Below are 26295 nucleotides of genomic sequence, written 5' to 3'. Positions count from 1 at the left end.
CGTCGGGGTATCGATATAAGTTATATCCTATAACTTTCAAAGAAGGGTGCAATAAAAAAACAAATCTTTTTTTAACGAGCCCGTTCCCGTAGCAAACTCTGGCAGCGATCTAAGATGGTGGCGCGAATGTTATCCCGATGTTTGATGAATTCGGGAAGTTTGGTGGTTTGAACCACCTTGTAAAGGCTGATGGTTCTTTCCAGATCAATCAGTCTTTGCTTTTGAGGTCCCCTAGATAAGGGAAATTTTGGGATGGGCGCATTTTCGAAGACGGCTTGCTGGACGGCGGTTGTCCAGTCAATCTCTGTTTGAGTTAAATAGATCCCAGGAATGAATCTTTCTTGAGTTGTCTCCTCAGTTTTAATCTGAGTGTTGAACCATTGCAGTTCATTCAGAATCCGATGGAGTTCGGAGTCATATTTCTTTCCAAAAAGTTTGAAGACGATCTTTTTCCAGGCGGAACAGAAGTCTTCAAACTTGATGTCTTGAGATTTTTCAAACAGGGGAGGATTGGTAATATAGTGCAGAGTCTTCAATAAGACCTCAGAAGAAATTACGGCGCTCTCGGATTTATAACTGACTCTCATCAGATGATGGGCCCAACTGGCGATGTCGAGAACAGCCCGGCTGTCGACCAGGGCATTGCGAAAGTTAAGTTGAAAGTCTTCATAGAGAGCGGCGTGCGCGGGGCGATCCAAAAACTGATCCAGGTCACTTTTGCGGCGTTCAGATTTTGGAAGACCGAAGAAATGATTTAGATGTTCCGAGAACTTTTCAAAAGAATCCATCCAAAGGTTTTCTCTTTGGCAGGCTTTGTAAAGTTGGAAGGCCTTCGCCGGCGAAGGCTCGGCTTCATCGAGAAGTGCATCGATTTTTTGCTCCAACAAACGTGGGAATGAATGCAATAACTCTTTGATCATACCAGGTCATGGTACCATGGTCGGGGAGGATTCTAAATAAATTTGGATTTTTTCAGAGGTGAAAATTTGAATTCAAATAATTCTGTCGAACTGTTTTACACTAAAGATCTACACATCGTGATTTGCTCCCTTGAAAAGGGCATAGATTTTCTGCCATTTGTCGCAGGCAGGAGCCGTGATCTTCAGGTCTTCTCCGCTCCAAGGGTGTTGAAACTCGACACTTGTGGCCCTAAGGCAGAGTCCGCGAATATCTAGAGTATCTCGGAAGAAACGATTGTGATGAGAATCGCCGTGTTCGATGTCACCCAAAAGAGGATGGGCAATGCGATCGAAGTGACGTCGGATCTGGTGCCAACGCCCTGTGACCGGGGATACTTCCACTAAAGAATAGCGGGAGGTGGGATATTTCTTCCCAACGGAAACGGGAAATTCAACGGTCCCAAGACGTTTATAAAGAGTTTTTGCGTCGACCTGCCCAAAGCCAGCCACCTCCAGAGGTAAGTCAATAGAGCCCACCTCATCCACGAAACCTCGAACGACGGCGTGATATGTTTTCCGCATCCGTCTTTCCATAAAAAGACGCCCCAGTTCCGCAGCTGCATTTTTGCTCATGGCAAAAAGAACGACCCCACTTGTGGGGGCGTCCAGGCGATGTGCTGGATAGACGTCTTGCTTCATCAGATCACGCAAAGTATACAGGCAGATTTTTTCTCGAGGGACGGGGTAGGGAGATCGCTCCGGCGGATGCACGAAGTGACCTGCTGGTTTATCGATGGCAAAAAAGTGTTGGTCTTGATAAAGAATATTCATAACGTCGATGTCCTAGCATCATCGCATAGGGTGTGACGGGGGTCACCAGTAAAGGTCACGGGATTGAGGGTTCGGCCTCTTTTTTTTAGTGGAAAAATCACTAAAAATTGCTCCACACGGTCCAGAAAAATATAAAATTCAGATCAGTTTATTTTTTCTTTGGCATTTTCGAAATTTCGAACCTTTCTCGATAAATAGATTTATATGAGAGGTCCAGCAATACAATCTTTCATTTAGTCCAGAGTGTTCTTTGAGTCGGAGAAGACCCTTTAAATTGTCGAATGTGACTCAAGTCATACTCGCAAAATTCCGTAGAGACTCTCATGATATGTTGAACGTGATGGTGAACGTCAGAGTCTAAAGTTGGAATCAATCAGGAATAAGACAAGCGTAAACGCATGGCCATATTAATTATGACTAAGGGTTGTTTATTGAGAAATGGGACCATTTGGGAGGTACGATGAGAAAGAAAAGTTTGAGCCTGAAAGCAAAGATGCTGCTTCTATGTGGATTCTTAAGTGCAATCACAGTGGCTGTCGGTGTCACCGCCTATACCTCTTTTCAGAAAGTTACCAGCAATTATGATGGGGTCGTTGAAATCTCCGTTCCAAAGATGAAGTTGAGTTACGAAATGATGCTCAACTATCGCCGGGTGCGCATCACACTAAGAACTTTGGGTATTGAGGGACTCTCTCCCGCTGATGCGGAAGAGGCCTTAAAAGGTGCGACCGAAGCGGCTGCTGACTATGAAAAGTATAACGAACAATATGTGAAGTACGGTTTTGTGCCAGGTCAAAAAGAGCTTTATGATCGTGTGAATACGGCGTGGACGAGCTTTAAACAGTTGGGATCTGAGGTTGAAAAACTTTATCATTCCGGCCGGCCCGAAGATAAAGCCAAAATGCACCAGATCTTCTTGAAAGAGTGCCCCGAAAAGGCTCGGGTCTATACAGAGGCTGTCGTCGCACTCATTAATTTCCATCAAAAGATTTTGGATTCTAGAACTGCAGATGCGAAGGCCGCAGCGGCCTCGGGGAACAATATTATTGTGCTCATCATCTTAGCGGGTCTTATCGCCGGTTTGAGTATTGGATATATTCTTGCGACTAAAATCACCAAGATCATCTCGACCGTGTCCAAAGATTTGGCGCAAGGTGCTGACCAGGTGTCTCAGGCGGCAAATCAAATTTCAGAATCGTCTCAAGGTCTTTCTCAATCTTCGACAGAACAGGCTTCGTCGCTGGAAGAAACTGTCGCAACGATGGAAGAGCTAACTTCGATGGTGCGCCTAAATACGGACAATGCAAAGCAAGCGGCAAGCTTGGCCTCCTCAACAAGAGACATCGCGGTGAAGGGCGAACAAGAGATCAAAACATTGATTGGATCTATTCAAAGCATTTCCGCAGACTCCAAGAAGATCGAAGAAATTACAACCGTCATTGATGATATCGCCTTTCAAACAAATTTACTGGCTCTGAATGCCGCAGTGGAAGCTGCTCGGGCAGGAGAACAAGGAAAAGGATTTGCCGTTGTGGCGGAGGCCGTTCGTAGCTTGGCGCAAAGAAGTTCCTTGGCGGCTAAGGATATCGCCGAGTTGATTCAAAACAGTGTGCAAAAAATCGAAGTGGGCAGTCGGCAGGCCGTACAAGGCGGTCAGGTTTTGACTGAGATCGTGAGTTCCGTCAAAAAGGTGGCGGATCTGAATAATGAAATTTCAAATGCCAGCGAAGAACAAAGTAATGGTATCACGCAAATTGGTAAAGCCATGAATCAACTGGATCAAGTCACTCAGACCAATGCGGCAGCTTCAGAGGAAGCAGCGGCGGCGGCAGAAGAGTTGTCAGCCCAATCTGAGAACTTAAAGGCTGGGGTGAGATCCTTGGAGCATGTGATTCACGGAGGTGTTGAGACGCAGGGACCAACACCCACGAAGTTCGTGCCCGTTGCTGAGAAGAAAGCTGCTCCGGCGAAAAGCCCTCAAGTTGTGAACTTCAGCAAACCAGTGAAGTCGTTGGTGGCGAAGGCTCCTAGCAAAAAAAGCGAAGCTTCCACTGTGATTCCATTTGATGACGACGGTGATTCATTCAGAAAAGTGGGCACGACAGACGGATTTTAGTCCTTATTCGGAAAGCTTATCAAAGGCGTGTTGAGGTGCTTCGGCTCCCTCAACATGACTCTGCTCTGCCGAGCGAGCGACCTTTCCCGTAATACCAACCCATTCTGGAAAGAAGAAAGCTAAAATCGCATAGGCCAAAAAGCTTATAATAGAAATGACGACCGCGCCACCGATAATCCATACTTCCGTACCCATAGAATCTCCTTACACTTTTAAATTATACCAAAAATCCTTGTGAATCCACGGATGGAGTTTGTGTAGCATAGCACAAGAGTCTCTTTTTTTGAAAAGAGAAGTGGCTAGGTTTAAAGCTTATTTCATAAATTTGATTTGAAACTTCTTGCCCTTGATTCCACGAGCACGCAATCGCTCCAAAGCGGTGGACGCTTGAGCTGAGGAAATGGCGACATAAGAGAAATTATCATGAATTTCAATTTTACCCACGTCCGCAGAATTCAATCCTCCGGATTCCCCCGTGAGGGCCCCCAGAATATCGCCCGGTCGCAATTTATCTTTACGCCCTCCCGAAATCGAGAGGGTCTGCATGCGGGTTTCGCGGAAGCTTTTGCCAAGGCCATGTTGGTTTTTAAAGCCCAAGGCCTGCTTTAAGAACTTCGATTTGGCAAGATTCTCAAGCTCAAGGATTTTTAAGGAATCTCGCGGGGACGCCAAGGTCACAGCGACGCCGGTTCGTCCAGCGCGCCCCGTGCGCCCAATTCGATGAACATAAGTTTCCGCCTGAGTGGGAAGATCGAAGTTAATCACAAGTTCAAGGTGCTCAATATCCAAGCCACGGGCCGCCACATCTGTGGCAACAAGAATGCGACAACTTCCATTGCGGAACATTGTGAGGACGCGTTCACGTTCGCGTTGTTCAAGATCACCATGAAGGCCGTAACAACTCACGCCTTGGTTTGCGATCATGCCTGCGAGTTCATCGACTGTTGATTTCATATTGCAAAAAATCAGGGTGGACTCTGAAGGGTGTTGTTGCAGAACTCTCATCAGGGTGTGAGCTTTCTCGGTCCCTTCTGCATCATACAGCCATTGTTCAATCAGGTCTCCCGGGGACTCCTGGGAAACAGTGACTTGAACTGGATTTTTTTGATATTTCTGGCTGAGTCCGCGAATGGAATCAGGAAAGGTCGCCGAAAAAAGGGCCGTTTGCCGTTGTGTAGGAAGGGCTTTAAGAATCGCACGAAGCTCCGCCTCAAAACCCAGATCCAACATTTTATCAGCCTCATCCAGAACCAACGTCGTCACAAATTCAAGATCTATTCTTTGTCGTTCAATGAGATCCAGAACGCGCCCTGGGGTGCCCACGGCAATTTGTACGCCTCGTTCAAGGGCTTCACTTTGAGCCCTTCCGGGTTGCCCGCCGACGAGGGGAAGAATTTGCAGCCCCTCGTAACGACGCCCCCACTTTCTCATTTCCGTGACGACTTGAGTGGCCAGTTCCCGAGTGGGGCATAGAACTACGGCTTGCAGTCGTTTTTCGTTCAATTTGATTTTGCTCAGCAAGGGAAGTGTGAAGGCCGCCGTCTTGCCACTTCCTGTTTTAGACTGTCCAACAAGGTCTTTGCCCGCTAACAAGTGAGGAATACTTTCTGCTTGAATAGGAGTCAGTTCTTTAAAACCAAGCTCTTCAGCGACAGCCAGAATTTCAGGGCTCAAAGGCAAAGATTTAAAGTCAGCGGGTTTCACAAAAAGACCTCAGTTTCTATGGGAACTCCCCTTGTAGCAGACTTTATCCAGAGCTTCCATGCAAATGTCTTAGATTTGAGTCTTCAATATAAAAATTAAGCTTGGGTTTAAGGATGTTTAGTGACTTTTTTGCCTAATTAAGGAATTCTGTTTGATGCCCTTAAAGACGCGACCAAAGGAATAAAAAGAGTGTTTCTTCAACCCCTCACGATCCAAAACATTGCTCAGCTTCGTCATCCTCAAGAGAAAGTGCCTCTGAGTGAACAGCAGTCCTTTCAAGAGGGGCTTCTGCTCTTGGAAGAAGGGGGTTTTGAGGGACATGAGGTTCTGTTTTCAGAGCAAGAGCAGGTTCAGGTTCGTCTGTTTTTGAAAGACCCCGAGTTGGCAAAGCCCTTGACTTTGCAAGTGACTGAAACCGAGTCGGGAAGTGTGGATTTTGTATGTAACTATTGCAAAACCTCCCAAGAATCGTCCCATTCCTGTCGCCATCAATGGGCGGCCTTTACGATTTTATGGCAGGCCCTTTCCAGTGAAGAAGATGAAATTGCCGACAAACGAATCGCTCGCCTTAGCAAAGACTGTAAGGGGCAACTTCAACTCAAAAACCAATGGAGTGGAAAAAAAGGCTTAGATCCTGAGGCGGAATTAGAGTCCATCAGTCTTTTTCTGGAAGATGCGCCTATTCTAAAGGGTGCCACGTTAGGAAGTCTGCTGCAGGAGGACTTGCGGGGATACCGACAGGAAGAGGTTTCGAAAGACAAGGAATTGCTGTCGCCGCTTCTATGGAATATGCCGGAGGTTTTTCGCAAAAAGCTGACCGCCTATTCCGAATTCTATTTTAATGAGGTCAATGAGCAAAATCGTTTGGCCGGGATTATCCGTTATAACTTTAGTAACGGAGTGCAGATATCGGCTAAAGAAATTTTGCGACATTCCTTGCAAAAGCAAGTTCCGCGGGACTTACTGCCGCAGCCGAAAAAGGTCAGCTCTGTTTTTGCGCAATGGCCTTTGGCGCAACAAAAAGAGCAACTCTTTGTCAGTCAAAACTTGAAGGAGCTGGAAGAAATCATTCAAGCACTTTTAGCCACTCTGGCAACCAAAGTAAATCAACGACAAATAAAGCTCTATGTGCAGACAAAAATGCAGCCAGCGAAGGCTTTGTTGATTCAAGATATTGATTTTGATCCCACGACAGATTTGGATTGGCGAGTTGAGTTCGCCGAGAAAAAGCATCTTGAAGCTGAATTCAAATTGGTATGCGCGCAAAAACAACCGTTTTACTTTTTTGATTCCTTTGCTCTAGAACCCATCTCCGGGAAGCTCTTGGTTCACCCTTGGTACAATGAGTGGCGCCGTCTCGAGGAAGTTCTTATTGGTCTTTCCGAAGATCAAACTCATTGGACCTTTCGCGCTGGCGAAATGCCCTCCTTGCATAGCGAAGGGGAGCTTGAAGCAAAAGCAATCTTAAAGCATCTTCGAACTCGGGCAATTCCGGTGAAGATCACGGGTGGTTCCACGACGCTGGGGCCTCAGCAAAGCGTGACGGAAATTCAACTTGATGAAAAGGGCTCTTTTTATCTGCAGCATCGCGCACGAATTTTAGGACAAAAAGATTTGCAGCGTAAAGGGTGGAGCCCTCGCTCGGTCGTATATCTAAGAACGCTCTCCGAAGGTTTGCCGTTTTTGCTAAACAGCGAGGCTCGTGATGTGGCAACACGCTCGCGACGCAATCGTGAATGGGATCTCAAATTGCTCAAACACCTGGGGATTCTTCAGTATGTCTTCTTGGAAGTCCTGTCTTTGCACTTTGAAGGGACTTTGACGGACGGACGGCCTGTCGATAAAGAGGCTTTGTTCTCAGCCCTGCACGAAAAAGTCCAAACTCTTTTAGTGAGTGGTGCGGGTGTGGTCTTGGCGCGTGACATGGCCCTGACGGAACTCTGTTCCAAAACGGTTCTCGCCAATTTCGATGATTTTGTTTCCAGAACCTTCAAAGTCCTCGACGCCAGTGAGTCCTTTTATTCTGAACAGGGCGAAGTGATCTTAGAAGGTTTGGTGGCGCGCGAGTTCCGCTTGCTCTTTGAGATTCTCAAACATTTGGCGCTGAGCACAGGAGGCGAGGCATTTAAAAAAGCACGAACTCCGTTGTTGTCAAAAATTTGGACGGGCGATTTAAGTAAAGACTTCTATCTTGAGGGGGGTGTTTTTCATCTCCCCAAGTCCGGAAAAAATGAATCTCAAGTGCATGAAACGCTGGAAGTGTTGCAGTCACTCATTCCCGTAGGTTTTCAGATTTACTATAAAGGCCAACCCCTGCAAGAGCTGAACGATGATGACTTTATGGTCGATTTCTCATTGCAAAGTGATGGGTCGGGCCGGGACTTTAATTGGTTTGAACTCAACCCGCGTTTCTTCTTAAAGGGTCAAGAAATTGACCCTCAGGATATGGGAAATTTTGGCAGTGGCGGTGTGATCGAGTATGAGGGGCGACTGTATATGGTTCCCCGCAAACAAATGCCGTCGTTAAGACGACTTGAAAACTTCTGGCTCAAACTGCAAAAAGGGAAGAAAGAGTCGGGACAGAAAAAGGGCAGCGATAAGATTTATCACTTGCCTCGGCATCAAATTTTGGAACTTTTGGCGTTGCGAGCCTCGGGTTATGGAATCCGCGGCGACGAAGAGTGGAAGAAACTCTGCGAATTTTATGATGGCCTGGGAACTAAAAATCGCGAGCTGTCTTTGCCGAAGTCGGTGAAGGCGGAGCTTAAACCTTATCAAACCCTGGGAGTCCAATGGCTTCAAGATCTTTATAACTTGAAGCTCGGCGCTCTTTTGGCGGACGATATGGGTTTGGGGAAAACTCTGCAGACCTTGGCCTTTCTTGAAGATCTTCGTGATAAAAAAGAATTAGGGCAGGTACTGATTGTCGTCCCATCTTCGTTGATCTTTAACTGGCAAAGTGAAATCGAAAAGTTCACGCCGAAACTTCCTCTCACGGTCTTCACCAGTAAGGACATGGACCGTATTGGAAAGCGCCTGGAAGGCAAAGAAGATCTGGTGGTGATTACGACCTACGGTCTTTTGATGGAGCAAGAGAGTTTTTTAAGTCAGTATCGCTGGAGAGTTTTGATCTTTGACGAGGCTCAGAATCTGAAAAATATTACGACCAAACGAACCAGCGCGGCTCGGGCTTTGACGGCGCAATTTAAAATCTGTCTGACCGGCACGCCGATGGAAAATCACTATGGTGAGTTCTATTCTTTGGTGGACATCCTGGTGCCTGGAAGTCTTGGTAAGATTGAGGATTTCCGTCGTCAGTTCGTGAATACGGATTTGGTGTCGCGCGAAGAGATCGAAGATCTTAAACTTAAGATGAAACCACTCCTTTTACGGCGCACCAAAAAAGAGATTCTGGATCAGTTGCCGGAAAAACAAGAAACCAAGGTGAGCATTGCTTTTGAAGAGCGTCAGAAAGAGATCTATCGCGACATCGCCTTAGCGTATAATCAAAAAGTCCAAGAAGGAATTTTGGCGCAAGGGGAAGCTCGGGTCCAATTGCAAATGTTAACGGCCCTGTTGCGACTTCGTCAGGCGTGCTCTGACCCGGGGGCCCTGCCTAATGTGCGCTATGAAAAAGTGCCTCCCAAATTAGAGGCGCTGAAGGATTCCTTGCAGGAGATTGTCGAATCTGGGGAAAGCGCTTTGGTGTTCACTCAGTTCCTACAGACTTTAGAACATACGGCGAAGATTTTAAGTGCAGCGAAGATTCCCGTTTTTGTTTTGCACGGCGGGATTCCCACCAAACAGCGACAGAAGATTCTGTCCGATTTCAATAAGACGGAGGGTGGCGCTGTTTTAGTGATGACCTTGAAGACCGGAGGCGTGGGTTTGAATCTCACCAAAGCCAGTTACGTGTTCCATTTGGAACCGTGGTGGAACCCTTCAGTTGAAAATCAAGCCACCGATCGCGCACATCGTTTAGGGCAAAACAAGGCCGTGCAAGTGTTTCGCTACATCATGCATGAGTCTTTAGAAGAAAAAATTGAACTTCTTAAAGATCGAAAAGATAAAAAATTCCAATCTCTTTTTGCCACTCCTGAAAAGGAGTCTGATCTTGGTCCGGGGACGGGGGCTTTATCTAAGGAAGATTTTGATTTGCTTCTCGGAGTAAAGTGATACTTGTTTTTTCGCGCAGTTCAATAGGTCGAGACTTTCCATATTAGCTCCATATTGAGTGGAAGCGCCGCAGAAAATTCGATTAAAATTCAGACAAGAACCTTAAACAGTTGTAATAGCTTGGCCCCCAAATTAAGAGATTTGTCATGAACATGAAGCATCCGGTCATTATTCAAGGTGGAATGGGAATCGCGGTTTCCGATTGGAAACTCGCAAAAACAGTTTCGCAAACAGGTCAATTGGGCGTGGTCTCTGGGACGGCGATCAATTCGGTTCTGGTGCGTCGACTCCAAGATGGAGATAAAGAGGGGCATGTCCGTCGTGCCTTGCGAGCATTTCCTTCTCAAGAAATCGCAGAACAGATTCTAGCAAGCTATTTTATTGAGGGCGGCAAAGAGCCGATGAAACCTTATAAAAGACCAGCGCTGTTTGGAATTCAGTCCCCCAAAGCTCTGTTGCAGTTGAATGTCACCGCCGCCTTTGTAGAAGTTTTTCTCGCAAAGGAAGGGCATAACAATCCTGTTGGTATCAACGTGCTTGAGAAAGTTTTGCTGCCCAATCTGTCTTGTCTTTATGGGGCTTTGTTGGCAGGTGTGGACTATGTCATTATGGGAGCCGGCATTCCCCGTGAAATCCCAGGGGCTTTGGATTTACTAAGCAAGAGCAAAGCGGCCAGTCTTAAGGTGACTGTTGATGGTGCGGCCTCAGGTGAAGAGACCCTCACGACCTTTGATCCTGCTGAAGTCATGAACGGTGTTCTTCCGCAAAATTTAAAAAGACCTTATTTCTTCCCGATTGTTTCTTCTTCTATTCTTGCTGCGAACTTAAAAAAGAAAGCGACCGGCGAGATCAACGGTTTTATCGTGGAAAGTCCTTTGGCCGGTGGTCACAATGCGCCACCTCGTGGACCGATGAAACTCGATGAAAAAGGGGAGCCTATCTACGGTCCTCGCGATGTTGTGGATCTAAAAGAAATGGCCGAATTGGGTTTACCTTTCTGGATGGCGGGTTCTTATGCGACTCCAGAAAAGCTGGCCGAAGTTCAAGCTCAAGGCGCTCACGGAATCCAAGTGGGAACCTTGTTTGCATTCAGCCAAGAGTCTGGATTGACCCATGAAGTTCGCAGTGAAGTGATTCGTCGTATTGCAAACAACGACGTGCCTCCTCAGGGTTTGATTTTTACGGATCCTTTGTCTTCTCCGACAGGCTTTCCTTTTAAAGCCGTTCGTTTGGGAAAAACCGTCGCCGATCAAGAAACTTACGAAAAACGTAAAAGAATTTGCGATCTGGGTTATCTTCGTCACGCGTACAAAAAAGAGGACGGCACTATTGGGCAAAGATGTCCCGCCGAGCCTGTTGAGGACTACGTTAAAAAGGGCGGCAAGCGCGAAGAGACTGTGGGACGTAAATGTCTTTGCAACGCTCTGATGGCAGACATTGGAATGCCACAAGTGCAAGCGGGTGGTGAAGTGGAGCAGCCTTTGTTGACGGCCGGTGATGATCTCAATCTTTTGGGACGTATCTTGAAGCCGGGGCAGATGAGCTATTCAGCAACGGAAGTGATTTCTTACCTTCTGAGCTAGAGTTTTTCCAAAGACCTCCTCTAAGGAGGTCTGCGCTCGCGAACTTGCTCAGCTAAATACCATAGCGAGTTCTGATGCGGGCAATATCCTCCATATGGGCCCGAACCTTGAGAGTCACGCCGCGATTATCATAGGACTCTCCCAGCACACGAATCTTCCCACGAATTTCCCCGATCGCCCCTTGGACATCATAGGGAATAAAGAGATCCTGATCGACCATGGCGTTCTCAAAATGTTTGATGAGGTGAAGGCGTAATGACGCCACATCCTCGGGATTTAATGACGACATAAACACGGCCTCAGGGAATTCATTTTTCAAATTCTCGAGTTCCTCAGGATTTAAACGATCCACCTTGTTTAGCACTAAAAGACTTTCAATTTCTCCTGCGCCCACCTCCGCCAGAACGGATCGAGTCACCGCCAACTGCGAATGGAAAGTGGGATCTGAAGAGTCCACGACATATAAAAGCAGCGACGCACTCAACGCCTCATCGAGCGTCGATTTAAATGAGGCCACCAAATCATGAGGAAGTTTTTTAATGAACCCGACAGTGTCAGAAATTAAAATTTTTGGACGTGATTCGGGATACAGCATACGAACTGTGGTATCCAGGGTCGCAAAAAGTTTGTCGGCAACTAACACTTCACTGCCAGTCAAGGCACGCATCAAGGAGGACTTCCCGGCATTGGTATATCCGACCAAGGCGACGGAGATTTCCTGACCTCTACGGGCGCGACGCAGATCTTGTTCTTGGGCGATATCAGCCAGTTCTTTTTTGAGTTCTTTAACGCGATCGCGGATTTTACGACGATCTAATTCGATACTTGTTTCTCCCGCGCCTTTGCCGCCGATACCTCCGCCTTGACGATCCTCGCCGCCACTGGTTTCACGCAGACGGGGAGCGACGTAAGTGAGTCGAGCAATTTCAACCTGCAAACGAGCGGCCTTGGTTCTGGCATGGCGGCTGAAGATTTCAATGATAACGCCGGTGCGGTCTAAAACGGGAACCCCCAACGCACTTTCAAGATTGCGCAGTTGAGAAGGCGAAAGGTCGCAGTCAAAGATCACGATCTGCGCCTTGGCTTGAGGGGGGGCTGTTTTTTCCCACTCTTCAGGCTCGGTCGGCTCTTCAAATTCAAAGTCCTCATCGAATTCGATGTCATCCTCTTCGTCTTCGTTATTTTTAAATCGCAAAGCCGCTTTATGCTTTTTCTTTACGACCATGGGGCCCACGACGCCCGTGCCGCCTGTCCAGGTGGCGACGTCTTTCAGCTTTCCATCCCCTAAGACTGTAGCGCCTCGTTGGGAGCTTCTTTTTTGTGACGTTTGGCCTACGACGTTGTAGCCCAAAGTGGTGACCAGCCGGGCGAGTTCCGCCAAGGAGCCCTCGGTCTCTTGATCTGAGACTTTAGGAAGTTGAACTCCGACGAGGAGGGCGTTCAGAGGCTTGCTTTCATTAAAGATATCCATGGGGTCACCGGTCTTTGTTAAATTTACGGTCTTGTCTATAGCACGAGCGTGGAAAGTTCGCAGTAAGGAAAAAATAGTTACAGGGTTATTTCTAAGCCCTGGAAATGAAATGGTTTTTCTTTGAGTTCTGGGGCTAACTATGGCATTTCTTCGAGCTGTACCAAGGAAGTCCGCTGTGATTCATATAGGCCAACTCAACAAACTTAAAGTTCTTAAACATGTGGCTCATGGAGTCTATCTGGAGGGGGGCAATGACGGCGAAATCCTGCTTCCCTTGCGATATATGCCAGAGCAATGTGAGGTCGGGGATCTCCTTGAGGTCTTTATCTGTTATGACTCTGACGACCGGTTGATGGCGACCACCGAGATGCCCTTTGCTATGGTAGGTCAATTTGCCCATCTTCGCGTAAAAGCCTTGGAAAAAGTGGGGGCTTTTTTAGATTGGGGACTTCCCAAGGACCTTTTTCTTCCGTTTAGTGAACAAACGCGAGAACTGCGTGTCGGGCAGTACGCCGTTGTATATATCTACTTGGATAAAAGTGATCGAATTTCAGCGTCCATGCGCCTGGATCGTTTTATGGATAAAGAGCCCGGAAACTATGAAGAGGGCTCTGCGGTGGATCTATTTATAGCGGCCAAGACAGAACTTGGCTTTAAAGCGATCATCAATGGAAGACATTGGGGTGTTCTTTATTCCAATGAGGTTTTCGAGCCCTTAGATTATGGACAGCGAGTGAAGGGTTTTATTAAGAAAATCCGCCCTGACGGAAAAATTGATTTGAGTCTGCAAAAAGCGGGTTACAAAGCTGCGGAAGATATCGGCGAAAAAATTTTGCAAGTGCTTCAAGATAAAGGTGGCTATCTTCCGATCAATGATAAGACCTCTGCCGAAACAATTTATGATCTTTTTGGTGTTAGTAAAAAGAAATATAAAATGGCTCTTGGTGGTCTTTATAAGCAAAGAATCATCACCGTCAATGAGGACGGCATTCGTCTTGTCAGAAAGCCTTAACCTCTCCGTAGGGATTTTTGACGACCTCTTGTTGAAGGCTTTGTTATAGGTCATAAGCGCAGGGTTCTACTTGAGAAGCCTTGTAAGTACTCCTAGTCTATAACAGGGGTTTTTATGACAAGAAAAAATCTTTTCTTTCTTGTGATAGCCTTTATCGTGGGGGTCTCTGTATGGATCTTCTACGTGAATCGAGGTTTGAAACAGACCCAGGAAGTTCTTCTTGAGCAGGCGGAGCGTCCGACAAGAAAAGTGGCTGCGGCCCCCACGACCGTCATGGTCCCTGAGAACTCGGCCCTTCGTGCGAGACTTATTTCTGAAGCGCAAAGTTTAGAACAAAAAATTGCGGAAGAACGTTTACGTCTAGCTTTACAAAAGCAAAATCTGGATAATTTAAAAGCGCGACGACAGCAACAAGTCGCAACGACGTACTCCTCGCAGATTCAATCAGTCAATAGTCAGATTCTTGATTTTGCCGACGAGCTTCATGCTTATGATCTTCTCGAGGCAGAAATTAATCAAAAGGCCGCGGATGCTTTACGGAATCAAAACAGTCAAGCGCAGGTGGTCCGCGATCAGATTGATGAAAATATCCGTGTTCAAGAAAGTCTGATACGTAAAACTCAAGACGAGATAACCTATTGGCAACTGAATAGTCTTTACGTCAACGAACAGCAGGCACGTCTTGAAGGGCTTCAGAATCTTTTGGAAGCGCAACGACAGGAGTTAGATCTGATGCGCCAACAACGGCTTGCGATCTCAAGTCAGGTGCTGCTCAACTCACAATCGCTGCAGATGGATAAGGACCAGGCTCTAAGTGATATTGCGGCCAATCGCGAAGATATACGCAGCGAAGTCCTTGCTTTACGTGATCAATTGGAGCAATTGCAAGAGGCTCAGAGTCAGGTTCGGAGCAGTCAGTTTTCTTTAAATACGCAAATCAATCAGGCGCAGAAGTCCTTCGAACAGCTACAAGAAGTGATTCGTTCTCTAGAAAACTCGCTGCAACAGAAAACGGATGAGTTAAATCTGCTTCGCTAATAGTTTCTATCAGCGTCGCACCAGGGGCGCGGTGTGATGATTCGTTGCAACTCGTTGGCGCGCATATATAAAAATTCAGATCCCACGGCCAACTTCACTCGCTGAGACTTCTGGGAGTTCGTTGCCGCCGTGATGATTTGTCCATATCCCTGGCTGTCGGTTTGTACAGTGCCCTGAACTCCTTGGAGCGTCCAGCGGACGGTTCGTCGATCTAGAGGCTGCAGATCATCTTCGGTTAGAATGGTCGAGATAGTTCCCTCGGAATCTCGACACAGAAGTCGAAAGTGGATGACGACAAAATGTTCTTTGTGGCAGTTCTGAGATTTGGAGTATCCATACCCCGCGTCGCAGGTATTAAATGGTTTTTCACTGAAACCCAACTGTTCTCGTTCACGACTCATCTGTAGAGAGTTCTTCAGAGCTTCATAGTCGATGGAGTGAGGGGCTGTTATGGCCTCGGAGGGAGGTTTTTCATATTTCGGCTTCATCCTTTGAGGTGAAGTGGTGGAGCATCCTACAAGTGCAATCAGAGTGAGAGATAATATAATCCAGCGCATGTTATCATCCTTGAGTGGGTTCTTAATTATTATGCCACAGCCTTCAGACGGGACTCAAAGAGCCCTCCAAGTGTCGAACTTTTGATGGAGCTTTTTCGTTGTTGTCTAGGTTTGAGATGCTTCCATTTTGCCTCCACAGTCTATTTTTATTCTTAGAGACAGTAAGAGGAGGGGTCTATGATCCTAAAGAAGCAACGAATCACTTATAACAAGATCTTTGTTTGTATGGCTTTGATCGTATTTGCGACGTCGACAGCGGAGGCACAGGAGGACGACCGTGAAAGGTCTCACGAAGCGCATCGCGCCGCTTTTGATGCTTGTCTTGAGGAGTTGGGACTCCCCAAACCGGTTCGAGGAGAACGCCCTCAGACTCCCAGTGAAGAGATGCGAGAGAAATTAGACGCTTGCCTCAAAGAGAAGGGATTTGAACCACCCAAGTTTGGTCGTGGAGGTCCGAAGGGAAACAGCGGAGGAATACGTTAGAAGCAAAAAGAGCACCCAGGGGGTGCTCTTTTTGTTAGTTTCCGCAAACTTGATCGAGGGAGACTTTGTCTTTGTCTGGATTAAAGATTCGGCCGAGTCTGCCGCGAATGCCGCCAGAACTGCGGCGTTCAATTTCACATTTTTCAATTCCTGCAAATTGATCCGAGATCATCAGGCGATGAAGGCTGATGCGAAGAGTATCAAGTGCCGTAGCCGCTTTCACTTTGCTAGTCACCGCCGTGGTCATGGCGTTTCCTGCTTGTAACACGTGAAGAATATCGGTGATGCCCACTTGATATCTCATATACTCAGCATCATAGACTTTTTTAAAGTTGGCTTCGGCGAGAACCGCGGCTTCGTATTGCTTTTGTGCTTCTTCTAGGGAGCCCAGAGTTGTTTCAATCAATTGAGCCTGATCATAGCGAAGCTCTTGTTTGCGCAAACGAAGTTGTTCGATGTTGAGATTGCTAATTTCCAAGGCCGGGAAGTAGCCGAATCCTAAATTCACAGAACCGGACTGAGTCACAGAGCTAAAGGCTCCGCCAGAAGACGGACGGTTGACTCCTAGGGAACTACCGGAAAGGAAACTAAAAGCCTTGCTCCACTTTGCGTACTCAGCCGCCATAATCATCGCGTTCATTTGCGCGGTCTCAGGAGAGCTTTCATGAACCTTATCAAGAAGAGCTTGTGGGCTCATGCTCTCAACCGGAGACGCTGGAACATGGGACTGTTCAAAGACGATTTCTTGATCCAATTCAAGACCCAGCATTTGGCGAACGGAAGCTTTTTCTCTTAAAAGCAATTCATCCAATTGAGAAACTTGAACAAAGGCCAAGCGAGCTTGCGCTTGAGCTTGAAGATAGTCTTCCTTGCGAATGATGCCGACTTCAGCCGGCAAGCGAAGGTTGTCTTCAATGCCTTTGAAGTTTTCATATTGCTTTTGAAGGGCATCACGAAGTTGCATATCACCGAGAACCGTGAGGTACACAGAGTAAGCCGAGGCGTAACCATTTAACTGCGCCAGGTAGTAGGAAGTTCCTTGGGCTTTAAGCAGGTAGGTGCTTTCTTTAAGATCCATCCATTTGCTGGGCATGAGGAAAGGAAGCAAGAAAGAAACGGACGTGAGCATAAAGCTGGGACCACTCGAAATCACTCCGCCTAAGTTGATGGAAGGCAGAAGGCTTCCGCGGGCTTGACCGACCTGAGCCTTGGCTTGTTGAACCTCGTTGAGCGCCACGGCGATATCGATGTTTCGAGATAGGAAAAGAGTTCTCAATGACTGAGAGTTGATAACGACAGGTCCTTGTGGCTTAGGCGCCGCAAAAGCGGTCATAGTCATCAGGAAGGCTGTAAAAAGCAGTGTTAGAAATCTCATAAATACCCCTCGCCCATTTATGTGACCCATAGAGTTATTAGCAAGGGGAGCCCTTGTCAAATAGGTCTTAATTTGCCCCCCAAATTAGCTCTTTTTTACCTTCATTTTGGCGTCGGTGCGGCGTGCCCCCGTTTGGGACAGTTTTTGTGCTGAAATGACACGAACGGAGGCGGGATCTTTAATGCAAGGGCCCCTATTGTTACAATAGGGAAATCTTGAATAGAAGATGTCGATTTCGAGGAGTGGAACGTTGGAAGACCAGAAGTCGTTTCAGTATAGCTTTAATCAGAAGAACAACATGTTGGTGGTGTCCTTAGTGGGGCAAATTACTGCGCAGGTTCTGCCAGCCCTAGAGGCTTGCCGACAGGAGCTGCTCTCCAAGCGGGAAGTTCGTTGTGTTGTTTTATATTTTCAGGATGTGGAGTCCATCAGCATGGACGCCATTCCACTGATCGCACAAATGCAAAGAGAGATCCGCTTGAAGCCCGCAGATCTGCGTCTTTGTGCCCTGCCTCTGGGGCTACGTGAAAAGTTAGTGAGAATGGGAGTCGTGCGGGGTCTTGAAGTCGCTGAGGATCTTAAGTCTGCGCTGTTATCTTTTAATCGTGCTGCATGATGAGAACTGTACTCTTTAGAGGGGGCTCGCTGTAAACTATTCTTAATTGTAGAGGAGTTTTTATGGCGAAATTCAGCTTCCGAAAATACCAACCTTTAAGTCTTCGTTTTTGGCATTGGCTCAATGCTCTTGCAATCTTGGGATTGCTGGGGACGGTCTTGCTAAGAAAAACTTTTTTGAGCTGGCGTACGAACTCTGCACTGATTGAAACGAAGTTGAAAGAAGCGGGCACGGTGATCACCCCGGATCTGGCGAAAGATATTGCGGTCAGTATCCGTAATCCTATGTGGGATTGGCATATTTATTTGGGGTTTGCTTTGGGGGCTCTGTTGGTGGGACGTATTCTCGTGGCTCTCTTTGTTGAAAAGAGATGCCCTGGGGTTCACGCCCTTAAAAGTGCCTTGGCGCTAAAAGAAGTGCCCCCCTCAGAAAAGCGCGAGGCTGTTCATTATACGTTGGTCAGAACGGGATACGCAGTATTTTATCTGGCGACGGCGTTGATGGTAGTAACGGGCTTTATGTTGAATTTCAAAACGGAGTTGGGGCTCGCCAAGGATCTGGTCGGATCCGTGAAAGAGATTCACGAGTTGATGATGTGGTTCTTTGTGGTTTTTGTCGGCGGTCACCTTGTGGGAGTTGTTGCGGCAGAGAACACCAAGGATCCTGGTCTTATCTCGGAGATGGTTCATGGGGGCGATCCTAAGAACAAATAAAAAAAGGGAGACCTCAAGTCTCCCTTTTTTGTCCTACTTGCAGATAGAGAGCTTCTTAATGGCAGCTTGTACTTTGAGGTATTTTTGAGAGCGGGCCTGAGGGCGTAAAACATCCCAATAAGATTTTCTGCTAAAAAGAGCATCATCTCTTTCAAGTTGTCCATTGATCATAGAAAGAGCGCAGCGAAAGGTCCCCGTCGGAGTATTGCCATCTCCAACGCGGCATCCTTCCGCATAAGCATTTTCTCGACCTCTATGCAGTTGCAGAAGTCCGACGAGTGATCCATTAGGACCTTTTGCCTTTGAAGTCTTGTCGCAAGAACTTTCAAGGTGAGCCATGGCATTTAAGATCATCACCCATACCAGCTCTTTGCCGTCGTCGTTCAGACCGTTGTAATTAGGACAGACGCGAAGAAGGTCAGGACTTCCTTTATAAAGTTCTTCATAACGTTCGCGATGCATTTGATTCACGATGATGAATCCCCATTTTCCGAGATCTTGTTCACCAGCAAAGGGCTCACATTTGTCTGCGAAGTTCATGACTTCATTAATGTCGAAAATGTTCTCGGCACTGGCATCCATCGTTAAGATATTTTGCATGTCGCGGATCTGTTCCAGGCTTCGCTCAGCAGGGAGTGCACAGGTAGAGCAGGGGGCGGCCCCCTGAAGACGGCTCTCATTTTGGAGGGCGCTATAGGGTTTTGCTATGGAATTGCAAGATATGAATAAGACTAAGGTAAATAGAAATTTTGTCATCGACATCTCCATGCGTGCTCACAAAGCAATCATGATGCCGACCTCTTAAAGAAAATGGGAAGGCTTGGCCTTCCCATTATTCAATTTCTTACAATTTTATGACAAAAAATGCGGTGATCTGCTAATCGCGATAGGGTCTCTTGGGACCACGAAAACGCTTAATTCCGCTATGATCACGGCGTTCTCCACGCTCGGATCTTTCGCTGCGCTCAGAGCGCTCTGAGCGTTCAGGACGGTCACCGCCGCCACCACGATCAAAGCGGGCAGGACGTTGTTCGCTGCGCTCGGCAGGGCGATCTCCGCCTCTGTCAAAGCGGGCGGGACGTTCACTGCGTTCGGCGGTAGGGCGATCCCCACCACGATCAAAACGAGCAGGACGATCATAGGAACGCTCAGATCTTTCAGGGCGTTCAGAGCGATCTGAATTTCTCGCACGATATCCACCGCGATCGCCACCACGGCCACCACCAGAAGATCTACGGGGGCCCCCGTCGTCACGGCCCCGTGTGAAACGATTTTCACGAGGATCACGAGGTAAAAGTTCACGAGGGATACGATCGCCCATGTAATCAAGCATCATGTCTTTCTTCACGAACACGTTCGGGAAGTAAGCCACGATAAAGCGAGCCAGAAGATCTTCTTTTGAAAGCTCTTTGAAATCGATGTCGCCTGCTTGGATAAGATCTTGAATAAGATCACCGGCTAGTTGCAACTCAGGGGCTTCTGCATCCATAGTTCCAACACGGTCTAAAACGTCTTTAATTTTTAGACCAGCAACTTCATCTGCCGAAGGAACCACACCTTTGGTTAATACCGCTTTGGTGGTGATCATCACACGACGAAGAAGGTTCAATTGCTCTGGGTTGACTAAAGTGATGGCCACACCCTTTTGACCGTTACGACCCGTACGGCCGATACGGTGAACATAAGATTCAGCATCCCAAGGAAGAGAGTGATTGATCACATGAGTAAGATCTTTGATATCCAAACCACGCGCAGCCACGTCTGTTGCCACGATCACTTTCACATGGCGCTGTTTGAATTTCTTCAATGTCGCCTCGCGCTCTTGCTGGCTCTTATCGCCATGCAAAGAGTCGGCGGGGAATCCACGTTGAGTCAGAACGTCTGCAAGCTCTGCCACTTCCATTTTTGTTTGGCAGAAGATAATGCCGTAGAATTCGGGAAGAGTTTGCAACAAACGACCAATCACTTCCGTTTTATAGGAATTTTTGACCGTGTAATAAACCTGTTCAATGGTATCCGCAGCACCAACTTTATTCACTTGAACAGTTTCTGGTTTTTCAAGATAGGTGTCAGCCAAACGACGAACTTCAGAACTCATCGTTGCGGAAAACAACCAGGTACGGCAAGCCGCACGTTGAGAGTCCGAGTCTTCAGGTTGAGTCGCTTTCAAAATCGTTTCCATGTCTTCTTTGAAGCCCATGGAAAGCATTTCGTCGGCCTCATCAAGGACCACGGTTTTTACTTTTTGAAGTTTGATGATTTTCTGTTCCAGGAAGTCAACCAGACGGCCGGGAGTCGCTACGACGATATGAGCGCCTCGTTTGATGCCATCCATTTGTGTACGGTAGCTGGCGCCTCCGTAGATAGTCACAACGCGAACCCCTTTTTTCTTACCAAGAAGGGTCAGTTGTTCTGCCACTTGCAGAGCCAACTCACGAGTCGGACTCATCACAAGAGCTTGGGTGTCTTTGAGGGTGCCATCAATGTTCTCGATAAGAGGGATACCGAAAGCAGCGGTTTTGCCCGTACCGGTGGAGGCAAGACCGATGAAGTCTTGAGCTCCGGCGAGCAAAAGAGGCAAAGCTTGGCGTTGAATAGGAGTAGGCGTCGTAAAGCCCATGTCCTGCATAGCCGCCATAACGGGCGCGCTGAGACCGAAGCTTTCGAAATTATCGACTGTTGTCAATGGAGTCATTAAGAGGGACCTTTCAGATATTAGAAGGGCCCAAGATAAACGATCTCAGGCCCAAAAGCTCGCTATTTTTTCCCTTTTTAGGTACAGTGTACTATTTGCACAAAGAGAGTGATTTGACGATAGATTGGATACTGCTGATTTGTTGATAGCGACCACCAGATTTGATCACTGCCCAATAAACCCCGGAACTAACGACAATAGAGCCTTTGTTTTTGATTTGTTTCGCCATGATACCAACACCACAATCCAGATTCAAATAGGGATCGAGAATGGTTTTTTTAGGGTCCGTCGCAGAGAGGCTCTTGTCTTTGGACCAATCAAACTTACACCACGGAGCCCACTGGATGTCTTGATAAGATAGCTGCAAGAGTCCCTCAGAATACACAGGCTGTCGAGTCACGGGGTCTGTACCCATGGTGGTCTCGTGCATCCGCGAAGTGGGACTGTAGGCGCTCTCATATTTCGCGATAGCGACAAAGAGCTGGGCCCATACGTTGGCTCGCTCGTTATTGTCTAACGAGTTATAGCGAGGGCAGAAGTTGGTGATGTCGTTGGCTCCCGGCAACAGACTATTCCAGTCTTCCAAGATAATTTTTTGCAAGTGTTGAGACCACGAGGTGCGCTCAGGATATTTTGTGCTTTCCCAAGCCAGAGGTGCCATTTTGTAAGAAGGTTCTGGGGTTGTCGGCGGTTCTGTCGTTGGGGGCGTGGTGCCTCCCGTGTTTCCGCTGTCGGTGTTGTTGTCTGTTCCATCGTCTGTGCCAGGGGTCGTAACTCCTGAACTTTGGTTCGAGTCCCCTGTACTGGCGGCAGGGAATTGCCCTGATTTCGCACATCCTGTCGACAGGACTAAAAGCAAAGCGACCGTCGCTGCGAATATATTGTTTTTAATAAGCTTGTGGTTTGGTGTTGTGGTCATTTGTTACCCCCGCTAGGGTAACAAAGCAACGAGGGGACCATATGAGAGGATTCCAGCTTTCGCGAAGTACTTGATATTTCTGGATCTTTTGCGAGAGGAAAATCGCGAAAATCCCCTTTTTTGTGTACACTGCAAAGGGTGCTAAAAAACTAGGCAAAATATTTTAAAATTTTGCGGGCATGTTGGGAAGTTTCGAGCTATATAAAACGGGTATTTATTCAATTCGAGTTTAGGGAAAACATGATTCATTTATCGAATATTTCAAAGCAGCACGGTAATAAGATTCTTTACCGCAACGGTTCTTTTCAAATTAACGCCGGTGAAAAAATCGGTTTGGTGGGTCCTAACGGAGCCGGCAAAACGACGATCTTTCGTGTTATCACAGGCGAAGAAGGTATCGATGGTGGAACTATCTCTAAATCCGATCGCACTGTAATTGGATATTTCTCGCAGAACATCGAGGAAATGAAAGGGCGTTCGGCTCTTGAAGAGGTAAAATCAGCGGTGGGTAACATCACTGAAATGCAAAGTCGCATGCAAGAATGTGAAGCAAAGTTGGCGGATCCAGATCTTGATGCCGACGACATGACCAAGATTCTTGAAGAGTATGGCGAACTCCAAGCTGAGTTTGAACGCCTGGGTGGCTATGATTTGGAGTCGCGAGCGGCAGAGATCTTGACGGGTCTGGGAATTGGACCCGACGACTATCATCGTCCGACGGAAAGTTTTTCGGGCGGTTGGAAGATGCGTATTGCCCTGGCCAAAATTTTGGCATTGAATCCCGAAGTTTTGTTGATGGACGAGCCGACGAATCACTTGGATGTGGAATCTATCATCTGGCTTGAAGAGTGGTTGGTGAACTTTAAAGGTGCCATCCTCATGACAAGCCATGATCGTGACTTCCTGAATCGTTTGGTTTCTAAAATTGTCGAAATCGCAAATAAGACAATCACAGTCTATGGCGGAAACTATGACTTTTATGAGCGCGAAAGAGACATTCGCAAAGAACAGTTGATTGCCGCGGCGAAACGTCAAGAAGACATGCTGGCGAAAGAAGAAGAATTTATCGCACGCTTTGCTGCTCGGGCTTCCCATGCGGCGCAAGTGCAGTCCCGCGTGAAGAAGTTGGAAAAAATTGATCGTATTGAAGTTCCTCCTGAAGAAGACGAAATAAAATTTGAATGGCCCGTTCCGCCGCGAGGGGGGGATGAGGTGGTCAAATTTGAAAGCCTTAGTAAAGTTTGGAGTCGCGATGACGGGCAGGCGAAATTAGTTTTTTCTGGAGCCAATGCTTTGGTGAAACGCATGGATCGCATTGCCGTGGTCGGCGTTAACGGCGCTGGAAAATCCACGCTGTTAAAAATCATCGCGGGACATGCGGACCCTTCGGATGGAAAGGTCACACTGGGGGCGTCCATCAATTTAGGTTACTTCAGTCAAAACTCTTTGGATGTTCTGGATCCTAAAGCGACGATTTTAGACGAAGTTCATTCACGTATTCCTAATGCGGGTATGGGGTTTGTAAGAAGTTTGCTTGGCGCCTTCAAGTTTTCTGGAGAAGAGGCAGAGAAGAAAATCTCGATTCTTTCCGGTGGTGAAAAATCTCGAGTCGTCTTAGCCACGATCTTGGCACAACCTGTAAACCTTTTGATTCTCGATGAGCCTACGAATCACTTGGACATCAAGTCCCGTGAGGTTCTTTTAGAGGCGATCAAAAATTTCCCGGGCACGGTCATGATCGTCAGCCATGATCGTCACTTCTTGCGTGAGGTGACGACACGAGTGTTTGAGGTCGACAAAAATCAACTTCGTATTTACGAGGGGGATTACGAATACTATCAGCATAAAAAGCATCAAGAGCAGTTGGGCTGATGAACGGAAAAACCTTGGACTTGAGAAGCTTTAAGATTCCTTTGGGGAAGTTAGCCCCTCAGGAATCTTTTCGCACGCGCCAAGGGGATTCGTTGTCCTATCGCTTTTATCCGGCCTGGTCTGAGGATTTGATTGTCCTCTATCATGGAGTGGGCGGTGACAGTCGATACATGTGTGTCTTAGCGTCTTTGTTGGCGTCCTCTGGTATGGGAATGGTAGTGACTCCTGATTTTCGCTGTCACGGCGTCAGTCGTTCCTTGTCTGATTCAATCTCGTCTTCCCAGCTTGAAATTGATCTCGAAGAACTTTTGATTCATCTAAAAATGCAAAGATCGATTTCACGAGTCACCCTCGCCGGTCACTCTTTGGGTGGGGGATTCGCTCTTCGTGTGGCGGTCTCTGATTTACGTTCTCAGTTTGCAAAGTTTGTCGCCTTGGCGCCGTATCTTCCCCCAAGTCTTAACGCCTTTCAGGAGAGTTATGGCGGGTGGATTGTGCCCGATGAAGATGGGTTTCGTGTTCAAATGCCCGAGGTTTTTCAGACGGGGCAAGAAAAGCTCCATTACAGCTCTCAGTACCTTCAGGCCGTGACCCCTCCAGAGGATGTGATCGAACGTCTTCATCGCTTAAAACCGCCAGTCAAAGTGTTTACGGGTGCTCAGGACGAGGTGGCCAAAGCCTCGCGACATCTTGAGCTTTTTAGTTCCATCGGAGTGACGGTGGAGATCGTTGAGAAGTGCAATCATTTGACTCTTGTCTCAAATCCAGATGCCTTCATCGCGCGTTTCTAGGGACTTCAAAGGGAAATTCCCAAATTGATCTATCAACATTAAATCTTGTTTTCTCGCCTCGGGAAAGGCCTCTTTTTGTTAATGCTTCTTGCGCGTCCATCCGAAGAGTTCAGTAGACAATAACCAAATATTGAACGTAGGTGGTGGTTATGTATTCTGAGTTAGGGGTCTTTGCGCTCAAGCAAGTCCTCGCATCCATGGCGGTCGTTGGACCCATACTTATCCTGATAGGTCTTTGTTTCTATATCTTCAAACAAGATCGGCGAAGCATTGTTCTTTATCTTACTGCGGGGGTCTTCTTCACCTTGATTGGGGCTGTTTGTTTGTATACCGAGTTTAAGACGGAACAAAGGCCAGCCCTGGAACGGCAAGTGGAAGAGGAATCTCCGGTTGTGGAGTCGACCAGAATTTAGAGGCTATTTAGTTTTTATTTCAAGCCAGGCCTCTTCATAAAGGCGATTGTCTTTTCCCAGATCGCGGATGCGAACAAGTTTTTTTAAAGCGTCAGCAGACGGCAGTAGGCTTAGATGCTCCTTCAAAATCGGCCCGCTTTTAATGACGGTGACCTTGCTTTTGTCAGCCGCTTTACTCAAAAGAAAATTGATCAGCTTATGAGCCGCCCGTGAGTTCTGGGCTCCCTTTAAAATAACCAGATTGTCGATAGCGATCGTGGCTCCTTCGCTGGGGGTGATAAATTCAATTTTCCCCGAAGTTTTCGTAGCAGCCTGTTGAGCGTCGGACGAATAGGCTTGAGCCGCGATGACCTCTTTGTTGCTAAGAATGTCGACGGTGTCGGAAGAAAACATTTTGATATTCTTTTTTGCGGCTAACAGGGTTTCTTTGGCTTTTTTGACTTCCTCGGGTTGAATCGAGTTCACGCTGAAGCCATGAAGTAACAGGGCGGCCCCCATGGTTTCCCGGACATCGTCAAGAAGGGCGATTTTGCCTTTGAGCTCTTCGTGGTTGAAAAGATCCTTCCAGCTTTTCAAGGGGCCCTTGTAAAGATCGCGATTGATGGCGATTCCCACCGTTGTCCAGGTGTAGGGGAGAGAGTATTTATTTTCAGGGTCAAAATCTTGCCGCAGGAAGCGTTCGGCGATGCCATCTTTATTAGGGATCAGTGTCGTCTGCAGAGGTTCCAAAAGATTCATCTTCGTCATGATATCGACCATATAGTCCGAAGGCACGGCCACATCTATTCCCGAAGAACCCATTTGGGCTTTGGCCAAAAGCTCCTCATTCGAGGAATAGTTGGAAATATGGATCTTAATGCCGGTTTCTTTTTCAAACTGGGACTGCATTTCCTCGGAAAGATAGTTGCCCCAGATGGCCAGATTGACCTCTTTGCTTTCCGTGGTGGCAGTTTTCTTTTCAGTGCAAGAGGCAAGAAGACCACAAAGAAACAGACTCCAGATCAATATTCTCGACATTTTTTTAAATCCTT

At 47.3% G+C, this 26295-nt stretch carries 22 protein-coding genes; 11 read left to right on the top strand and 11 right to left on the bottom strand.

What is annotated here, in order from left to right; all coding sequences use genetic code 11:
• Positions 1-71: 71 nt before the first annotated feature.
• Positions 72-920: a hypothetical protein gene (locus ACM64D_RS05310; protein ID WP_415062149.1), complete on the bottom strand. Its 849-nt coding sequence runs from the start codon at positions 918-920 to the stop codon at positions 72-74.
• A gap of 108 nt (positions 921-1028) precedes the next feature.
• A complete protein-coding gene (locus tag ACM64D_RS05305; protein ID WP_415062148.1) occupies positions 1029-1730 on the bottom strand; it encodes a pseudouridine synthase in 702 nt (233 codons plus the stop codon).
• A gap of 460 nt (positions 1731-2190) precedes the next feature.
• On the opposite strand from ACM64D_RS05305, the gene ACM64D_RS05300 reads away from it, so the two are divergent.
• A complete protein-coding gene (locus ACM64D_RS05300) occupies positions 2191-3846 on the top strand; it encodes a methyl-accepting chemotaxis protein (RefSeq protein ID WP_415062147.1) in 1656 nt (551 codons plus the stop codon).
• A 3-nt stretch (positions 3847-3849) separates the two neighbouring features.
• On the opposite strand, the gene ACM64D_RS05295 is transcribed toward ACM64D_RS05300, so the two are convergent.
• Both ACM64D_RS05295 and dbpA read right to left on the bottom strand, forming a co-directional pair.
• Entirely contained in the window at positions 3850-4041 is a 192-nt protein-coding gene (locus ACM64D_RS05295; RefSeq protein WP_415062146.1) for a hypothetical protein, read from the bottom strand.
• A gap of 117 nt (positions 4042-4158) precedes the next feature.
• Complete coding sequence (dbpA, locus tag ACM64D_RS05290; protein ID WP_415062145.1) at positions 4159-5550, bottom strand: ATP-dependent RNA helicase DbpA; 1392 nt, start codon at positions 5548-5550, stop codon at positions 4159-4161.
• A 189-nt stretch (positions 5551-5739) separates the two neighbouring features.
• Here dbpA and ACM64D_RS05285 point away from each other — a divergent pair, with 189 nt between their 5' ends.
• Both ACM64D_RS05285 and ACM64D_RS05280 read left to right on the top strand, forming a co-directional pair.
• Entirely contained in the window at positions 5740-9726 is a 3987-nt protein-coding gene (locus ACM64D_RS05285; protein ID WP_415062144.1) for a DEAD/DEAH box helicase, read from the top strand.
• A gap of 146 nt (positions 9727-9872) precedes the next feature.
• Positions 9873-11309 (top strand): nitronate monooxygenase, encoded by a 1437-nt coding sequence (locus ACM64D_RS05280; protein ID WP_415062143.1) that lies wholly within the window; start codon positions 9873-9875, stop codon positions 11307-11309.
• Between the two features lie 52 nt (positions 11310-11361).
• Here the strand turns inward: ACM64D_RS05280 and hflX are convergent, their stop codons facing one another.
• Positions 11362-12780 carry a GTPase HflX gene (hflX, locus tag ACM64D_RS05275; protein WP_415062142.1) on the bottom strand — a complete coding sequence of 473 codons (1419 nt, stop codon included), beginning with the start codon at positions 12778-12780 and terminating at the stop codon, positions 11362-11364.
• A gap of 175 nt (positions 12781-12955) precedes the next feature.
• On the opposite strand from hflX, the gene ACM64D_RS05270 reads away from it, so the two are divergent.
• Positions 12956-13792: a S1 RNA-binding domain-containing protein gene (locus ACM64D_RS05270; RefSeq protein WP_415062174.1), complete on the top strand. Its 837-nt coding sequence runs from the start codon at positions 12956-12958 to the stop codon at positions 13790-13792.
• 114 nt (positions 13793-13906) lie between these two features.
• Positions 13907-14830 carry a hypothetical protein gene (locus ACM64D_RS05265; RefSeq protein WP_415062141.1) on the top strand — a complete coding sequence of 308 codons (924 nt, stop codon included), beginning with the start codon at positions 13907-13909 and terminating at the stop codon, positions 14828-14830.
• Here ACM64D_RS05265 and ACM64D_RS05260 read toward each other — a convergent pair.
• On the bottom strand, positions 14827-15318 hold the full coding sequence (locus tag ACM64D_RS05260; RefSeq protein WP_415062140.1) for a hypothetical protein: 492 nt from the start codon (positions 15316-15318) through the stop codon (positions 14827-14829). The genes ACM64D_RS05265 and ACM64D_RS05260 overlap by 4 nt on opposite strands.
• A 246-nt stretch (positions 15319-15564) precedes the next feature.
• On the opposite strand from ACM64D_RS05260, the gene ACM64D_RS05255 reads away from it, so the two are divergent.
• Complete coding sequence (locus ACM64D_RS05255) at positions 15565-15870, top strand: hypothetical protein (RefSeq protein WP_415062139.1); 306 nt, start codon at positions 15565-15567, stop codon at positions 15868-15870.
• A gap of 34 nt (positions 15871-15904) precedes the next feature.
• Here the strand turns inward: ACM64D_RS05255 and ACM64D_RS05250 are convergent, their stop codons facing one another.
• Positions 15905-17245, bottom strand: coding sequence for a TolC family protein (locus tag ACM64D_RS05250; protein WP_415062138.1), 1341 nt, complete (start codon positions 17243-17245; stop codon positions 15905-15907).
• Between the two features lie 250 nt (positions 17246-17495).
• On the opposite strand from ACM64D_RS05250, the gene ACM64D_RS05245 reads away from it, so the two are divergent.
• Both ACM64D_RS05245 and ACM64D_RS05240 read left to right on the top strand, forming a co-directional pair.
• Positions 17496-17861 (top strand): STAS domain-containing protein, encoded by a 366-nt coding sequence (locus ACM64D_RS05245; RefSeq protein WP_415062137.1) that lies wholly within the window; start codon positions 17496-17498, stop codon positions 17859-17861.
• 62 nt (positions 17862-17923) lie between these two features.
• Entirely contained in the window at positions 17924-18574 is a 651-nt protein-coding gene (locus tag ACM64D_RS05240) for a cytochrome b/b6 domain-containing protein (protein ID WP_415062136.1), read from the top strand.
• Between the two features lie 33 nt (positions 18575-18607).
• On the opposite strand, the gene ACM64D_RS05235 is transcribed toward ACM64D_RS05240, so the two are convergent.
• The 3 genes from ACM64D_RS05235 to ACM64D_RS05225 form a co-directional block, all read right to left on the bottom strand.
• Entirely contained in the window at positions 18608-19174 is a 567-nt protein-coding gene (locus ACM64D_RS05235; RefSeq protein ID WP_415062135.1) for a hypothetical protein, read from the bottom strand.
• A gap of 277 nt (positions 19175-19451) precedes the next feature.
• Positions 19452-21269: a DEAD/DEAH box helicase gene (locus tag ACM64D_RS05230; RefSeq protein ID WP_415062134.1), complete on the bottom strand. Its 1818-nt coding sequence runs from the start codon at positions 21267-21269 to the stop codon at positions 19452-19454.
• 91 nt (positions 21270-21360) lie between these two features.
• Positions 21361-22188: a hypothetical protein gene (locus tag ACM64D_RS05225; protein ID WP_415062133.1), complete on the bottom strand. Its 828-nt coding sequence runs from the start codon at positions 22186-22188 to the stop codon at positions 21361-21363.
• A gap of 240 nt (positions 22189-22428) precedes the next feature.
• Here ACM64D_RS05225 and ACM64D_RS05220 point away from each other — a divergent pair, with 240 nt between their 5' ends.
• The 3 genes from ACM64D_RS05220 to ACM64D_RS05210 all read left to right on the top strand — a co-directional run bounded on the left by ACM64D_RS05220 (position 22429) and on the right by ACM64D_RS05210 (position 25264).
• A complete protein-coding gene (locus ACM64D_RS05220) occupies positions 22429-24060 on the top strand; it encodes an ABC-F family ATP-binding cassette domain-containing protein (protein WP_415062132.1) in 1632 nt (543 codons plus the stop codon).
• The gene (locus ACM64D_RS05215) at positions 24060-24851 is read left to right on the top strand and encodes an alpha/beta fold hydrolase (protein WP_415062131.1); all 792 of its coding nucleotides are present in this window, start codon (positions 24060-24062) and stop codon (positions 24849-24851) included. The genes ACM64D_RS05220 and ACM64D_RS05215 overlap by 1 nt, the downstream gene beginning before the upstream one ends.
• A 149-nt stretch (positions 24852-25000) precedes the next feature.
• Positions 25001-25264, top strand: coding sequence for a hypothetical protein (locus ACM64D_RS05210; RefSeq protein ID WP_415062130.1), 264 nt, complete (start codon positions 25001-25003; stop codon positions 25262-25264).
• Between the two features lie 3 nt (positions 25265-25267).
• On the opposite strand, the gene ACM64D_RS05205 is transcribed toward ACM64D_RS05210, so the two are convergent.
• A complete protein-coding gene (locus tag ACM64D_RS05205; RefSeq protein ID WP_415062129.1) occupies positions 25268-26281 on the bottom strand; it encodes an ABC transporter substrate-binding protein in 1014 nt (337 codons plus the stop codon).
• Between the last annotated feature and the right edge of the window lie 14 nt (positions 26282-26295).

Origin of the sequence: Bdellovibrio sp. (assembly GCF_047637665.1) — a bacterium.
GTDB lineage: Bacteria > Bdellovibrionota > Bdellovibrionia > Bdellovibrionales > Bdellovibrionaceae > Bdellovibrio.
This window is presented reverse-complemented; position numbering and strand designations above follow the sequence as displayed.

Coding starts and splice junctions, on each gene's coding strand:
- ACM64D_RS05310 (WP_415062149.1), bottom strand. CDS start 920: ATGATCAAAGAGTTATTGCATTCATTCCCACGTTTGTTGGAGCAAAAA.
- ACM64D_RS05305 (WP_415062148.1), bottom strand. CDS start 1,730: ATGAATATTCTTTATCAAGACCAACACTTTTTTGCCATCGATAAACCA.
- ACM64D_RS05300 (WP_415062147.1), top strand. CDS start 2,191: ATGAGAAAGAAAAGTTTGAGCCTGAAAGCAAAGATGCTGCTTCTATGT.
- ACM64D_RS05295 (WP_415062146.1), bottom strand. CDS start 4,041: ATGGGTACGGAAGTATGGATTATCGGTGGCGCGGTCGTCATTTCTATT.
- ACM64D_RS05280 (WP_415062143.1), top strand. CDS start 9,873: ATGAACATGAAGCATCCGGTCATTATTCAAGGTGGAATGGGAATCGCG.
- hflX (WP_415062142.1), bottom strand. CDS start 12,780: ATGGATATCTTTAATGAAAGCAAGCCTCTGAACGCCCTCCTCGTCGGA.
- ACM64D_RS05265 (WP_415062141.1), top strand. CDS start 13,907: ATGACAAGAAAAAATCTTTTCTTTCTTGTGATAGCCTTTATCGTGGGG.
- ACM64D_RS05260 (WP_415062140.1), bottom strand. CDS start 15,318: ATGAAGCCGAAATATGAAAAACCTCCCTCCGAGGCCATAACAGCCCCT.
- ACM64D_RS05255 (WP_415062139.1), top strand. CDS start 15,565: ATGATCCTAAAGAAGCAACGAATCACTTATAACAAGATCTTTGTTTGT.
- ACM64D_RS05250 (WP_415062138.1), bottom strand. CDS start 17,245: ATGAGATTTCTAACACTGCTTTTTACAGCCTTCCTGATGACTATGACC.
- ACM64D_RS05240 (WP_415062136.1), top strand. CDS start 17,924: ATGGCGAAATTCAGCTTCCGAAAATACCAACCTTTAAGTCTTCGTTTT.
- ACM64D_RS05235 (WP_415062135.1), bottom strand. CDS start 19,174: ATGCAAAATATCTTAACGATGGATGCCAGTGCCGAGAACATTTTCGAC.
- ACM64D_RS05230 (WP_415062134.1), bottom strand. CDS start 21,269: ATGACTCCATTGACAACAGTCGATAATTTCGAAAGCTTCGGTCTCAGC.
- ACM64D_RS05225 (WP_415062133.1), bottom strand. CDS start 22,188: ATGACCACAACACCAAACCACAAGCTTATTAAAAACAATATATTCGCA.
- ACM64D_RS05220 (WP_415062132.1), top strand. CDS start 22,429: ATGATTCATTTATCGAATATTTCAAAGCAGCACGGTAATAAGATTCTT.
- ACM64D_RS05215 (WP_415062131.1), top strand. CDS start 24,060: ATGAACGGAAAAACCTTGGACTTGAGAAGCTTTAAGATTCCTTTGGGG.
- ACM64D_RS05210 (WP_415062130.1), top strand. CDS start 25,001: ATGTATTCTGAGTTAGGGGTCTTTGCGCTCAAGCAAGTCCTCGCATCC.
- ACM64D_RS05205 (WP_415062129.1), bottom strand. CDS start 26,281: ATGTCGAGAATATTGATCTGGAGTCTGTTTCTTTGTGGTCTTCTTGCC.